The sequence below is a fragment of the Streptomyces sp. NBC_00425 genome, from assembly GCF_036030735.1.
Lineage (GTDB): Bacteria > Actinomycetota > Actinomycetes > Streptomycetales > Streptomycetaceae > Streptomyces.
The window spans coordinates 2,140,014-2,152,949 of sequence record NZ_CP107928.1; the positions used below are offsets into that span (position 1 = coordinate 2,140,014).

Below are 12,936 nucleotides of genomic sequence, written 5' to 3' on the forward strand. Positions count from 1 at the left end.
AGAGACGAAGGGCCGGGAAGAAATGAGTGGTTCGGACATACGGTCGGCGGCGTACGGGCTGGTGCCGACGGACACTACCGAAGACGTACGGACCCGGGGCGCCGGCGTCTCGACGCAGGTGGCGGTTCTTCCCGTCGGGAGCTTCGAGCAGCACGGCCCGCACCTGCCGCTGGCCACCGACACCCTGGTGGCCTGCGCCATCGCACGGGAGATCGCCGGGGCGTACCCGGTGCACCTCCTCCCGCCGGTGACCATCGCCTGCTCGCACGAGCACGCGGCCTGGCCGGGAACCGTCAGCATCTCCTCGGTGACCCTTCACGCGGTGGTACGGGACGTCGCGGCGTCGCTGCGCCGCTCGGGCGTCGAGGCCCTGGTGCTGGTCAACGGACACGGCGGGAACTACGTCCTGGGCAACGTCGTCCAGGAGTCCTCCGCCGCAGGTGAGCGGATGGCCCTCTTCCCGGCCCCGGAGGACTGGGAGGCGGCGCTGGTGCAGTCCGGAGTGTCGACCTCGCTGCTCACCGACATGCACGCCGGGGAGATCGAGACCTCGATCCTGCTGCACGCCCACCCCGAACTCGTCCGGCCCGGTTATGAGTCGGCCGATTTCGTCGCGGACGACCGCCGTCATCTGCTCACGCTGGGAATGTCCGCCTATACCGATTCGGGCGTCATCGGCCGTCCTTCCCTGGGGTCGGCGGAAAAGGGGAAGGAACTCCTGGCGAGCCTGGCGGATTCCTTCGGCGCGTATTTCTCCCTGCTCACCGCGGAATCCCCCGGAGCCTGAACCGCCTCGGCGGCCCCGCCGGTCGCCGCGGCTTCGGCGGCCTCGAAGAGCGGAGCGGACGGGGCCGCCGTCGCGGCGGGCGGCTCCGCGACCGGAGCCCCGTCGCGCGCGGCCCCGGCGGCGCTTCGGTCGCGCAGTCCCGCGTACCAGCGGACGACGAGCACGACCGCCCCCGGCAGCGCCGCGACGAAGCTGAGCACGCCGTACACGACGGCGACCGCGAGGCCGGTGCTCGCGCCGAGCCCGGCCGCGCCGAACGCCCACGCGGTGACGCCCTCGCGGGGGCCCCAGCCGCCGACGTTCAGCGGCAGGCCCATGGCGAGCAGGGCGAGGACGGCGATGGGCAGCAGCGCGAGCACGGAGGCGCCGGAGCCGGCGACCCGGGCGGCCACCACGAACATCCCGAGGTGCCCGGCCAGCACGACCGCCGAGGACAGGGCGACGCCCGGTCCGTTGCGCCGGGACACCAGCCCCTCGCGCGCCTCGGTCAGCGCCGCCCGCAGCCGCCCCGAGCGCCGGGGCGCTGCGGAGTTCATCCGGACGGCGAGGACGACGGCGAGCGCGCCCGCGCCGGCCAGCAGGACGATCGGCGCGATCTGGCGGGCGTCCGCCATGACCGGGGAGGGCAGGGTCAGCAGAATCGTCACGCCCGCCACGGTCAGCACCAGCTGTCCCGCGGTGCGCTCCAGGACGACGGCCCGCACACCGCGTCCGACGTCGCCGGCGCTCTGCCCGTGCCGGACCGCGCGGTGCACGTCGCCGAGGACGCCGCCGGGCAGCGCCGCGTTGAGGAACAGGGCCCGGTAGTAGTCGGCGACGGCGGCGCCGAGCGGCAGCCGGATGCGCAGCGCGCGGGCCACCAGCGCCCACCGCCAGGCGCTGAACACGGTGGTGACGGCGCCGATGCCGAGCGCCGCCAGCAGGATCGGCGCGTCGATCCGCCGCAGCCCGTCCAGGAAGACGCCGGTGCCCAGCCGCCACAGCAGGACCGTGAGGATGACGACCCCGGCGACGGTCCCGAAGTGCGTGCGCAGCGCGCGGCCCCCGAGCAGGGCGCGCAGCCGGGACCGCTTCGTGTGCGGCGCGGTCACGATGACCCCGATACGGGCCTCGGACACGGCCGGGCCCGTACGGACGGCCACCGGGCCGCGCTGCGGCCGCCGTGCGGCCGGCAGGGCCCCCTCGGCCCACAGCACGGGCGCCGCGGCCGCCAGCCTGGGGCCGACCGTCTCCGCGCTCATCCGGCTCCGCCCGTCGGGCGGGCAAGTGCCAGCAGGTCGCTGTGGTGCACGGTGACGTGCAGGTCGCCCGCCGCGCAGGCCGCGAGCCGGGCCGCCAGGTAGGGCTCGGCGCGCTCGGCCAGTTCGGGGCGCTCCTCCACGGCGGCCCCGACCCAGCCGCGCAGCCACTGGGCGGTCAGGCCGACGTTCTCCGGGCCGAGCCGCCACGGGCTGGGGTGCACCTTGACGGTCGCGCCCTGGTCGGCGAACGCCTCGCAGGCGACGTTCACCGCGTCGGGGCCGAGGAGTCCGTCGCGCCGCTGGTGGTCGTTGAAGGCGGCCGCTATCTCCTGGTCCAGCGGGTCGGGCGCGCTCAGTTCGACGCGGCCGGCGACCGACAGCGTCAGCAGCGCCGGGCAGCCCGCGCCCGCACACGCCGCGGCGAGCGTCTCGATCTCCTCGCGGGTGAGGACGTCCAGCAGCGCGGAGGCGGTCACCAGCGAGGCGCCGGCCAGCGCGTCCGGGGTGAGCCGGGCGACGTCGCCGCGCCGCGTCTCCACGGTGACCCGGCTGCCGTCGGCGGCCGCCCGCGGCGAGGCGACGGCCGCGAAGTGCAGGAGGTAGGGGTCGCGGTCGTGCAGGACCCAGTGCTGCGGGCCGTCCAGCCGCGGGGCCAGCCAGCGGCCCATGGAGCCGGTGCCGCAGCCCAGGTCGTGGATGGCGATCCCGCTGCGGCCGGGCAGGTTGGCGAGCCGGATCCGCAGCGGGTCCAGCAGGTCCATCGCCCGGGCGGCGGCGTCGGCCGGCTCGCGCAGCTCCAGCCACTCGGGGGCGTAGCGGGGCTGCTCCTCCGGCCCGCTGTCGCGCAGCCGTACGGTGGGCCGCTCGCCGGGCCGGCCCACCGGTCCGGCGCCGGCGATGACGCCCGGCGCCACGGCCTCGACGCCGTGCACCGCGGCCGGCCCCACGGGGCCGCCGTCGGCGAGAGCCGTCGTCTCGAGCACAGAACCTGCCTCCGTCCGGCCCGGCTGGGTCGGGATGCCGCCGACGCGTCGCGCCACGTCGGCCGGGGTCGCCGTCGTCTTCCTCATGCCGCCCTCCGGGGTTCGCTCGGGAGCCGGCCGAGCACGCCGGCCAGGCTCTGGGCGGTGCTCGCCCAGCCGTTCAGGGCCGCCCGGCGGCTGCGCGCGGCCGCCTTGAGCCGCCGTCGCACGTCGGCCTCGCCGAACCAGCCGCGCAGTTCGGCCGCGAGCGCGGCCGGGTCCTCCGGCGGGACGAGGATGCCGGGGACGCCGCCGTCGGGGGCGCGGCCGACCGCCTCGGGCAGACCGCCGACGTCCGTCGCGAGGACGGGGATGCCGCGGGCCAGCGCCTCCGTGACGGCCATGCCGTACGTCTCGGCGTAGGAGGTGAGGACCATCAGGTCGGCGGAGGCGTAGGCGGCGTCGAGTTCGGCGCCCGCCTTGGGGCCCGCCAGCTCCAGCCGGTCCTCGAGACCGTGTCTGCGGATGAGGCCGCGCAGGTGGTCGACGTACTCCGGGTCCTGCCCGAGGCCGCCCACGCAGGAGCAGCTCCACGGCAGGTCCCTGGCCGCGGCCAGCGCCTCCACGAGCCGGTGCTGGCCCTTGCGCGGAGTCACGGCGGCCACGCACAGCAGCCGGGACACGCCGTCGGTGCCGGAGGCCAGCGGGGCGATGTCGGCGCCGGGGGCGGCGACGTGCACCCGCTCGGGGGCGAGGCCGTGGTGGGAGACGAGACGGCGGACCGCCCACTCGCTGGTGGCGATCACCGCGGGCACGGCCCGCAGCACGGCCCGCTCCTTGGCGTCGAGTTCGGCCGCGGTCTCCGGCGCGAGACCGCGCTCGTCGCCCAGCGGCAGGTGCACCAGGACGGCGAGCTGCAGCCGTTCGGCCTCGGGCACGATGATCTCCGGCACCCCGCAGGCCACCAGCCCGTCGAGCAGGACGATCGTGCCGTCGGGGAACTCACGCAGCGTGCGCGCCAGTTCCGCGCGGGCGGCCGCCTCCGGCCGGGGCCAGGAGCCGGCCACCAGCTGCTTGTGGACCTGCCAGCCGAAGCCGGGCAGATCCAGGCAGAGGCGCCGGTCGTAGGCGTTGCCGCCGCTCGGGTTCGCCGCGTCGTCGACGCCGCCCGGCATCACGAAGTGCACGGAACGCAGGGACATGGGGATGATCCCGCCGATCTGGGGGAGCGCCGCCTGCGCGGGCACGTAGGCGAGCGGGGCCGCGGGCACGGCCTTCTCCAGGGTCGCATCGGTCACAGCGCACGCTCGTAGCTCGCCCAGGCGATGTGCGACTCGTGCAGGCTGACGGCGATGGCGGTGATGCCCCGGGCGCCCTCGCCGAGCGCGCCCTTGTGGATGCGCTCCGCGAGCCGGTCGGCGACGACCTTGGCGAGGAACTCGGTCGACGTGTTGACCCCGGCGAAGTCGGGCTCGTTGTCGAGGTTGCGGTAGTTCAGCTCGCTGACCACGGCCCCGAGCTCCTGCGTGGCGAGGCCGATGTCGACGACGATGTTGTCGTCGTCGAGCTGCTCGCGCCGGAATGTGGCGTCCACCAGGAACGTCGCTCCGTGCAGGCGCTGCGCGGGTCCGAAGACCTCGCCGCGGAAGCTGTGGGCGATCATGATGTGATCGCGGACGGTGACACTGAACAACGGACGACCCTCCAGGTGCGGCGCGTCTGGTCCCCCGGCCATTGGCCAACCGGGGGATGCCGTGTAGTACGGCTGCTCGGTTCCCCCCGTTCAGTCCGATCTCACTCTTTTCTCAGGTCAGGCGCTCCTGCTCGTACCCGATGCGGTGGCACAGCGCCGGGATCTCGCCGGACGCGAGCTTCGGCATCACCTCCGGCAGCTCCCCGAAGGCGCTGTCACCGGTGACGAGGGCGTCGAGCGCCGGGTCGGCCAGCAGTTCCAGCGCGAGGGCGAGCCGGTCGGCGTAGGTGCGGCTGGCGCGGCGGGCCGGGGAGACGGCTCCGACCTGGCTGCTGCGGATGACCAGGCGGCGGGAGTGGAAGTCCTCGCCCAGCGGGAGGGACACCTTCCGGTCGCCGTACCAGCTCAGTTCGAGGACCGTGCCCTCGTCGGCGAGCAGCTCGAGGGAGCGGGCGAGGCCCTGTTCGGTCGCGCTCGCGTGCACCACTAGGTCGCGGCCGCCGAGCGCGTCGGCGGGCGTCGCGAAGTCGACGCCGAGCGCTTGCGCGGTCTTCGCACGCGCCGGGTCGGCGTCGACCAGCTGGACGCGCACGCCGGGGAAGCGGGCGAGCAGCGCGGCCACCGAGCAGCCGACCATGCCGCCGCCGACCACCGCGATCCGGTCGCCGGCCAGCGGCGCCGCGTCCCACAGGGCGTTGACGGCCGTCTCGACGGTGCCGGCGAGGACGGCGCGTTCGGCGGGCACCGAGTCCGGCACGACCGTCACCGCCGTCGCCGGGACGACGTACCGGGTCTGGTGCGGGTAGAGGCAGAAGACCGTGCGCCCGACGAGCGCCGCGGGACCCTGTTCCACCACCCCCACGTTGAGATAGCCGTACTTCACGGGCCCGGGGAAGTCGCCCTCCTGGAACGGGGCCCGCATCACCGCGTGCTGGCTCTCGGGCACCCCGCCGCGGAAGACCAGGGTCTCCGTGCCGCGGCTGACGCCGGACCACAGCGAACGCACCAGAACCTCGCCCTCGGCGGGGTCCGCAAGCTCGACGTGACGGATCTCGCCCTCTCCCGGAGAGCTGACCCAGAACGCACGTGCGCCGGTCGACATCCACATCCTCCTGAACGATCGGGAACCTGTTCACGTACCGAGGTGTGCACAGTCCGCGCACAGTACGCGGCACTGATCATCTCTGTCATCTGGCCGGAGGAATGTGCGGTGGCCCTGAACAACACTTACGACGCAAGGCTGGTCCAGCAGGAGACCGCTGTGGGAGCGGGCGTGCAGATCCTGTTGCTGGCCCTGCTCGGCACGGCGATCGGCATGGGGCCGGCGGGCTGGGTCACCGGCCTCGTCTTCGCCATCGCCACCTGGGCGGTCCTCTCCCGGGCGCTGCACCGCTCCAGCCTGCGCTCCTTCGGCCCGGCCAACCGGGTCACGCTCGGCCGGGCGACGCTGGTCGGCGGGGTGACCGCGCTGGTCGCGGACTCCTTCGAGAGCACGCCGCCGGTGACACTGCTGGTCGGCCTGACGGCCGTGGCCCTGATCCTCGACGGGGTCGACGGCAAGGTCGCCCGCCGCACCAACACCTCGACGGCGCTGGGCGCGCGGTTCGACATGGAGGTCGACGCGTTCCTGATCCTGGTGCTCAGCGTGTACGTGTCCATGGCGCTGGGCCCGTGGGTCCTGCTCATCGGCGGCATGCGCTACGTGTTCGTCGCGGCGGCCCGGGTGGCCCCCTGGCTCAACGCCCCGCTGCCGCCGAGCACCGCCCGCAAGACGGTCGCCGCCCTGCAGGGCGTCCTGTTGCTGCTGGCCGGCGCCGATCTGCTGCCGTACGCCGCCAACTTCGCGGTCGTGCTGCTGGCGCTGGGCTCGCTGGTCTGGTCGTTCGGCCGCGACGTGCTGTGGCTGTGGCGGACCTCGCGGGTCGCGGCGCAGACCTCGGCGGAGAAGGTGCTGGAGCTCGTGTAGCCCGTGTGACTCGGGCAGTTCGTACAGTTCGTCACTTCACAGGGGGAAGGGCCCGGACCGTGAACTCGGTCCGGGCCCTTCCCCCTGTGGTTCTCGCTTCTCCTGTGGTTCTCGCGCCGTTACGAGCGGCGCGGGCGCGTCCGTACGACGGCGAAGGCGGCTGCCGCGAGCCCGAGGACGCCTACGGCCAGCCCGGCGGCGCCCAGTTGCCGGGCGGTGGAGTCACTGCCGTCGACGGCCTGCGCCGTACCGGCCTCGGTGGCCTCGGCGCCGCTCGCGCTCTTCGCGGGGGCGGAGGGGGCGTCGGTGGCGCCGGCGTCCGCCGCCGGCGTCAGCGCGAGCACCGGCGCCGGGTTCTCCGGCTCGTCCGCTCCCGCCGCGGCCTCCTCGATCCAGCGGACGGTCTTGCCGTCGGAGTAGGTCTGCAGGGTCTTGAAGGTCAGCCGGCCGGTGTCGTCGGGGAGCTGCCCGAAGGCGACGTCGAAGTCCTCGTACTGGCCGGCGCCGATCTTGCCGCCGGTCCAGGTGATCTCGGAGGCGGCCTCGGTGATCGTGCCGTCGTCCGTCTTCACGGGCGTCTTGAGCTTCGTCGTGGTCACCTTCGCGGTCCAGCCGTCCTGCGGGTGGACCAGCACGCCGAGCACGGGGTGGTCGGTGGGCAGGAAGACCTGCACCTCGGTGGTGCTCGCGGTGTCCTCCTCGTTGGGGACCCGGAAGCTGAGCACGCCGTCGGTGGCGCCCTCGGCGTAGCTCTCGGGGTGCACGGTGACGTGCGCGGAGGCGGCGCCTGCGGCGGCGAGGACCGCGGCGGCGGCGAGCACGGCGCCGAGACCGGCGCGGCGCAGGACGGGCCGTGTCGAGGACACGGGTGCAGGGGACATGGATGTCGAGGACATGGGTGCAGGGGACACGGGTGTCGAGGACATGGGTGGATGATCTCCGTACAGGAAGGGTGTGGGTCCGGCTCGGGCCGGCTCGGGGTCAGGTCGCGTACGGGATCGGGGTGGGCGGGCCGCGACGGCTCACCGCGTGACGGAGCAGCGACTGCCGTGTGGGAACGGGAGCGGGGGCGGCGGCCCGGATCGGGGGCACGGGCGGCGGGACGGGGGTGCCCCGCCACCAGGCGGCGAGGCCCGGCAGGAACGCCACCGCACGGCGCAGCAGCGACCACAGGGCGGCCTCCCCGCGCCGCAGCCACCAGGAGGCGGCCAGCGCGGCGAGGACGTGGGCCGCCGTGGCGTGCGGGGTCACGGCCGTCGCCTGGGCGTGCAGGTGCATGCCCTGCGCGGACGTCATCGGCATCGCCGGCATGGTGCGCGCGGCCGCCCGGGAGTGGGCGGCGTCGAAGGCGACGTGCAGGCCGGCCTGCGTGGCGAGCGTGGCCGCGCCGATCCCGGGCAGCGAGCGCTCGCGGGCGCCGAGCAGCCATCCGGCCGCGAAGACCGCCAGGAAGCCGGCGCCGTCCGCCCATGGCGGGGGCGGGCCGCCCGTGGCGAGTCCGTGTCCGGCGGCGGCCAGCAGGACGCACACCGCGGCGAACACCGCGGCGCGCAGACTCCGGACGGCCGGGGACGCACTCATCGTGGGGATCCTGCCACGTCCACCTGGTACGTCGGGCACGGCCCACGCGTTCACCCGCGGCCCACGCGTTCACCCGCGGGCCTGCGCCTTCACCCGCGGCGCGGCAACAGCACGACGGCGGCGGCCGGGACCACGGCGAGCACGAGCCAGGGGACGGCCCGGGGCAGTCCGGTGTCGAGGAGGGCGCCGGTGCCCGCGCTGCCGAGCAGCACGATCAGCCCGGAGACCGAGGACAGCGCCCCGGTGTACAGACCGAGCCGGCCCTCCTCGGCGAGGTCGGGCACCCAGGCCCGGGCGGCGGGGGCGACGAGCATCTGACCGACGGTGAGCAGCACGACGAATCCGGCCGCGGGCAGCAGCCCGGCCGTGCCGGTCCGGCCGGCGGGCAGGGCGGCGGCCACGACGGCGAACCCGGCGGCGATCAGCGCGAGTCCGGCGGCCATCGAGCGGCGTGGGCCGGTCCGCTCCCCCGTCCACCGGGTGACCGGCAGCTGGGCGGTCACCGCCAGCAGCGAGGACAGCGCGAACAGCCAGGCCAGCGGCGCCTGCGAACCGGCCGCCCGCTCCACCTCGGCGGGCAGGGCGAGGTAGAGCTGGTTGTAGGCGAGGAGGTAGGCGCCGTGGGCGCAGCACAGGGCGAGGAAGCGGCGGTTGCGCAGCAGCGGTCCCGTACCGCCGCGCAGGCGGACGCGGGGGCGTCCGGGGAGGTGCCTCGGCAGCAGCCGGGCGTGAGCGGCGAGGACGAGCACGAAGACCCCGGCGCCGGCCAGGCACACCGTGCGGAAGTCGGCCTCGAGGAGCAGTGCGCCGAGCAGCGGGCCGAGGAACGCCCCGGCCTGCCCGGCGACCGTGAACAGGGCCAGCACCCGGGTCCGCGGCCCGCCGCCGGCCTCCTCGTGCAGGACGGCCTGCCGCGCCGCCTCGGACTCGACGGCGGGCGAGAACAATGCGGCCGCGAACCCGGTGAGGAGCACCGCCGCGACGACCGTCCAGGTCTGCTCCGCGTAACCGAGCCAGGCGAAGCCTGCGACGCGCAGCGCGCACCCGGCGAGGACGACGGGCCGTACTCCGTGGCGGTCGGCGAGCGCCCCGCCGACCACGAACAGCCCTTGCTGGCTGAAGGTCCGCAGGCCCAGCACGAAACCGACCAGCCAGCCGGCCATGCCCACCGCGTCGCCCAGATGCTCGGCGAGAAAGGGCAGGACCGCGAAGAATCCGATGTTGAAGGCGAATTGAGTGGCGATCAGAAGTCTCAGCAGGGACGGCAGTCGGGGGCCGACGCCCGTCCCACGACGGGCTTCGGGTCGCACCTCCGTCATCCCGCACTCACCGACTCAGGCTGTGAGGGCGGGCGTTCACCGCAGCGAGCGCCGGAGTCGCGGTCCGTCGCGCGGCGTCGCCCCGGGCTTCGTCGCAGCCCGGCCGCCGTCACCGCCAGGGCGCCCAGCACGGCAAGGACGGCGGCGGGGGCGAGGACGGCCCAGGGAGCGCGTTCGGCGTAGGGCTGGTTCTCGGCGAGCAGCAGGCCCCATTCGGGGGACGGCGGCTGCGCGCCGAGGCCGAGGAAGCCGAGGGAGGCCAGGGCGAGGGCGATGCCGGGCAGGCGCAGAAGGGCGTGCCGGGCGACCGGAGGCAGGACGGCGGGCAGGAGTTCGCCGGTGAGCAGTCGCCAGGGTCCGGCGCCGAGGGCCCGGGTGGCGGCGAGGTGGAGGGTCGCCCGCTCCTCGCGCAGCAGCGCGGACGTGTGCGCGGCGAGCGGCGCCCAGGCGACCACGGCCACGGCGAGGACGGGCGTCCAGGCTCCGCCGCCCCGGACGGCGGCGACCAGGAGCGCCGCGAGGACGGGCGGGACGGCGTTCACCGTGTCGACGAGAGGCCCGGACAGCCGGGGCAGCAGCCCGAGCAGGAGGCCTGCCGCGAGCGCGATCGCGCTGACCGCGAGGGCGTGCGTGAGGGTGTCGAGGGCGCCGTGGGCGACCCGGGCGAGGACGTCGCGCCCCAGTGCGTCGGTGCCGAACGGGTGGGCCCCGGAGGGGGCTTGGAGTCGGGCGTCGGTGTCGAGGGCGAGCGGGTCGCGGGGCAGACCGCCCAGGACGACGGCGAGCAGCGCGACGCCGTGGGCGAGCGGCGGGATCCGCCGGGCGGGCGGCGCCGGCCGGTGCAGGGAGTGCAGGGCCCCGTCGCGCAGGGCGGGCCCGATGAGCCGCCGGGCGGCGAGGCGGACCACGGCGGTGGTGACGGCCGCGAGCGCGACGAGCACGAGGACACCCGCCTGGAGAACGGGCAGGTCCTGGGCGATCGCCGCCTGGAGGGTCGTGCGGCCGAGCCCCGGGATGTCGAAGATCTGCTCCACGGCGACGGATCCGCCGGTCAGTCCCACCAGGAACAGCCCGACGTTGGGCAGCAGTCCGGGCACGCAGCGGCGCAGCGCCTTGCGGGCGACGCTCCGGCCGGGCAGGCCTCGGGCGGCCGTGGCGACAGCCCAGGGCTCGGCGAAGGCGGCGGGCAGCTGGTCGTCGAGGAGGCGCCCGAGGACTGCCCCGGCGGGCAGGCCGAGGGCGAGCGCGGGCAGCACGGTCCACTGCGGGCCGTACCAGCCGAGGGCGGGCAGCCATCCCAGCTGCACGCCGACCACCGTGGCGAGGACGGAGGCGATGAGGAACTCCGGCAGCGCGGCGAGCACGGCGGAGCCGGAGCCGCCGGCAGGCCGGCCGTCGAGGCGGCGTCGCGCGCCGAGGCGCAGGGTGCGGGCGCACACGCCGGCGGCGGTGACCAGCGCGACGGCCAGGGCCACCGCCACCAGCAGCAGGGACGCGCCGAGGGCGACGAGGACGCCGGGCATGACCTCGGCGCCGGAGATCCAGGACCGTCCGGCGTCCCCGCGCGGCAGGCCCGCCAGCCACTGCCCGAGCAGGTGCAGCGGGCCGTCGTCCAGGCCGAGTCGGGCGCGGACGTCGGCGAGTGCCTGCGCGGTGGCGTCCCGGTCGGCGGACTGCGCCTTGAGCACGGTGAGCGCCGGGTCGGTGTGCGAGATCCACGGCAGCAGCCCGGTCCCGCACACCAGCAGCGCGGCCAGTACGGCACGCCACAGCAGCGTGCCCACCCTGCTTCTCATGCCGTCAGCGCCGGGTCCCGGTGCCGACGAGGGTGCGCTCGTAGGGGTCGAGGAGCACCCCGCTGACGTCGTCGTCGACGCCGGTGACGACGCGCTGGTGGACGAGCGGGACGACGGCGTCGGTGCCGAGCACCGCGGCTTCGGCGGCCATGGCGGCGTCCTGTCGTCCGCCGGTGTCGGCGACGGCCTGTGCCGCGCCGACGGCCCGGTCGACCCCCTTGTCGCAGAGCAGCGCGAGGTTGTAGCCGCCGGCGCAGGTGAAGTCGCTCGCCAGGAGCGACACCGGGTCGCCGGTGTCCAGCAGGCTGTTGCGGGCCCCGACGACGGCGTCGAACTTCCCCGCGAGCGCGTCGGTCTCCAGCCGCGCGTACTCGCGCACCTCAAGCTTCACCGTGAAGCCGGCCTTCTCCATCTGCTGCTTCAACACCTGTGCCACTTCAGGGAGTTCGGGCCGGTTGTCATAGGTGGCGAGGGTGACAAAGGCTCCGCCGGGGGCGGCGGGCCTTGCACGTCCGGTGGGCTGGACGCGCTTGCTCGCGGCCCAGGTGACGGCGGGGCCGTAGATGCCGGCGCCTGCGTCGGCGTGCCCTTCGTAGACGCCCTCGGCGAGGGCGGAGGTGTCGACGGCCGCCCGGGCGGCGGCGCGCAACGCCGGGGTCTTGAACACGCCCGACCTGGTGTTGAGGTGCAGGCTGGTGGTGCGGGTCGTGGCGGTCTCACGGCGGGTGTCCGCGTCGAGGCCGGCGGCCTGCGCGACGGGTATCGCCTCGGCGACGTCGACCTGGCCGGTGCGCAGGGCGTTGGCGCGGGCACTCCCGTCGGCGATGAAGCGCACGTCGACGCCGGAGGCCCGGGCCAGACCGCCCCAGTAGTCGTCGAAGCGGTCGAGGGCTGCGGCGGTGGCCCCGTTCACCTCGGTGAGTTCGAAGGGTCCGGTGGCGGTGCCGGCCGGGTCGACGGCCCCCTTCTTCGCGTACGCCTTCGGGGACAGGACGGCGAGGGAGGGGCTGGACAGCCGCAGGGGCAGGACCGGGTCGGGCCGCGCGGTCGTGACGCGCACGCCCGTACCGCCGCCGGCCTTCGCGGTGAGGGTGACGCCGGCGAGGGCGGCCGGGGCCGGCCTGGCGAGGGTGGCCCGGGTGAGGGACGCGGCGACGGCGGCGGGGGTCACGTCCGAGCCGTCCTGGAAGACGGCCTCGCGCAGGGTGAACAGCCAGGTGCGGTCGTCCTCGCGGCGCCAGGACGCGGCGAGCGCGGGGGCGGCGGCCCCGTTGGCGTCGAGGGCGGTCAGCCCCTCGGTGACGCCGAGCCGGCTGAGGATCGTCGCGTCGGCCCCGTACGGGGAGAGGTTCTCGGCGGGCGGGAAGGCGAGGGCGACGCGCAGCCGGGCGCCGCCCCCGGCGGCGGACCCCTTGGCGTCGCCTTCGTCCTCGCCGGAGGCGGCGAAACAGCCGGTGAGCAGCGGGGCGAGGCACAGGGCGGCGAGGAGCCGGGGGCGGCGACGGGGCGGGGACGCGAGGCGGGCGGGAGGAGTGCGAGGGGCGGGAGGAGTGTGAGGGGCGAGCGGGGCGGAGCGGGCGAAGCGCATGGG

11 protein-coding genes and 1 pseudogene are annotated in these 12,936 nt (G+C 75.6%); 2 read left to right on the top strand and 10 right to left on the bottom strand.

All coding sequences use genetic code 11. The features are described 5' to 3' along the window. Positions 1–22 precede the first annotated feature (22 nt). Positions 23–682 (top strand): annotated as a pseudogene (locus OHS82_RS08830) (creatininase family protein); the annotation flags it as partial. On the opposite strand, the gene OHS82_RS08835 reads toward OHS82_RS08830, so the two are convergent. From OHS82_RS08835 to OHS82_RS08855, 5 genes are all read right to left on the bottom strand, one after another. Continuing rightward, positions 655–2,028 carry a lysylphosphatidylglycerol synthase transmembrane domain-containing protein gene (locus OHS82_RS08835; protein WP_328433639.1) on the bottom strand — a complete coding sequence of 458 codons (1,374 nt, stop codon included), beginning with the start codon at positions 2,026–2,028 and terminating at the stop codon, positions 655–657. The pseudogene OHS82_RS08830 and the gene OHS82_RS08835 overlap by 28 nt on opposite strands. After that, complete coding sequence (locus OHS82_RS08840; RefSeq protein WP_057582086.1) at positions 2,025–3,098, bottom strand: methyltransferase domain-containing protein; 1,074 nt, start codon at positions 3,096–3,098, stop codon at positions 2,025–2,027. The genes OHS82_RS08835 and OHS82_RS08840 overlap by 4 nt, the downstream gene beginning before the upstream one ends. Next, positions 3,095–4,288 (bottom strand): glycosyltransferase family 4 protein, encoded by a 1,194-nt coding sequence (locus tag OHS82_RS08845; RefSeq protein ID WP_057582087.1) that lies wholly within the window; start codon positions 4,286–4,288, stop codon positions 3,095–3,097. The genes OHS82_RS08840 and OHS82_RS08845 overlap by 4 nt, the downstream gene beginning before the upstream one ends. Further along, positions 4,285–4,683, bottom strand: coding sequence for a 6-pyruvoyl trahydropterin synthase family protein (locus OHS82_RS08850; RefSeq protein WP_057582088.1), 399 nt, complete (start codon positions 4,681–4,683; stop codon positions 4,285–4,287). Before OHS82_RS08850 ends, OHS82_RS08845 begins: the two co-directional genes overlap by 4 nt. A gap of 112 nt (positions 4,684–4,795) precedes the next feature. Next, positions 4,796–5,785 (bottom strand): zinc-dependent alcohol dehydrogenase, encoded by a 990-nt coding sequence (locus OHS82_RS08855; protein ID WP_057582089.1) that lies wholly within the window; start codon positions 5,783–5,785, stop codon positions 4,796–4,798. A 108-nt stretch (positions 5,786–5,893) separates the two neighbouring features. Here OHS82_RS08855 and OHS82_RS08860 point away from each other — a divergent pair, with 108 nt between their 5' ends. Beyond that, positions 5,894–6,649 (top strand): CDP-alcohol phosphatidyltransferase family protein, encoded by a 756-nt coding sequence (locus tag OHS82_RS08860; protein WP_057582090.1) that lies wholly within the window; start codon positions 5,894–5,896, stop codon positions 6,647–6,649. A 119-nt stretch (positions 6,650–6,768) separates the two neighbouring features. On the opposite strand, the gene OHS82_RS08865 is transcribed toward OHS82_RS08860, so the two are convergent. The 5 genes from OHS82_RS08865 to OHS82_RS08885 form a co-directional block, all read right to left on the bottom strand. Next, positions 6,769–7,515, bottom strand: a complete 747-nt coding sequence (locus OHS82_RS08865) for a YcnI family protein (protein WP_057582091.1) — start codon at positions 7,513–7,515, stop codon at positions 6,769–6,771. Between the two features lie 115 nt (positions 7,516–7,630). After that, positions 7,631–8,230, bottom strand: coding sequence for a hypothetical protein (locus OHS82_RS08870; RefSeq protein ID WP_328433640.1), 600 nt, complete (start codon positions 8,228–8,230; stop codon positions 7,631–7,633). Between the two features lie 89 nt (positions 8,231–8,319). Continuing rightward, positions 8,320–9,549 (bottom strand): MDR family MFS transporter, encoded by a 1,230-nt coding sequence (locus OHS82_RS08875; protein WP_328433641.1) that lies wholly within the window; start codon positions 9,547–9,549, stop codon positions 8,320–8,322. Then, positions 9,546–11,345 (bottom strand): ABC transporter permease subunit, encoded by a 1,800-nt coding sequence (locus OHS82_RS08880; protein WP_328433642.1) that lies wholly within the window; start codon positions 11,343–11,345, stop codon positions 9,546–9,548. The genes OHS82_RS08875 and OHS82_RS08880 overlap by 4 nt, the downstream gene beginning before the upstream one ends. A gap of 4 nt (positions 11,346–11,349) precedes the next feature. After that, positions 11,350–12,933: an ABC transporter substrate-binding protein gene (locus OHS82_RS08885; RefSeq protein WP_328433643.1), complete on the bottom strand. Its 1,584-nt coding sequence runs from the start codon at positions 12,931–12,933 to the stop codon at positions 11,350–11,352. Between the last annotated feature and the right edge of the window lie 3 nt (positions 12,934–12,936).

Bases quoted from the DNA above. Each gene is read 5' to 3' on its own strand.
- OHS82_RS08835 (WP_328433639.1), bottom strand. From the start codon at position 2,028: ATGAGCGCGGAGACGGTCGGCCCCAGGCTGGCGGCCGCGGCGCCCGTG.
- OHS82_RS08840 (WP_057582086.1), bottom strand. From the start codon at position 3,098: ATGAGGAAGACGACGGCGACCCCGGCCGACGTGGCGCGACGCGTCGGC.
- OHS82_RS08855 (WP_057582089.1), bottom strand. From the start codon at position 5,785: ATGTCGACCGGCGCACGTGCGTTCTGGGTCAGCTCTCCGGGAGAGGGC.
- OHS82_RS08870 (WP_328433640.1), bottom strand. From the start codon at position 8,230: ATGAGTGCGTCCCCGGCCGTCCGGAGTCTGCGCGCCGCGGTGTTCGCC.
- OHS82_RS08875 (WP_328433641.1), bottom strand. From the start codon at position 9,549: ATGACGGAGGTGCGACCCGAAGCCCGTCGTGGGACGGGCGTCGGCCCC.
- OHS82_RS08880 (WP_328433642.1), bottom strand. From the start codon at position 11,345: ATGAGAAGCAGGGTGGGCACGCTGCTGTGGCGTGCCGTACTGGCCGCG.
- OHS82_RS08885 (WP_328433643.1), bottom strand. From the start codon at position 12,933: ATGCGCTTCGCCCGCTCCGCCCCGCTCGCCCCTCACACTCCTCCCGCC.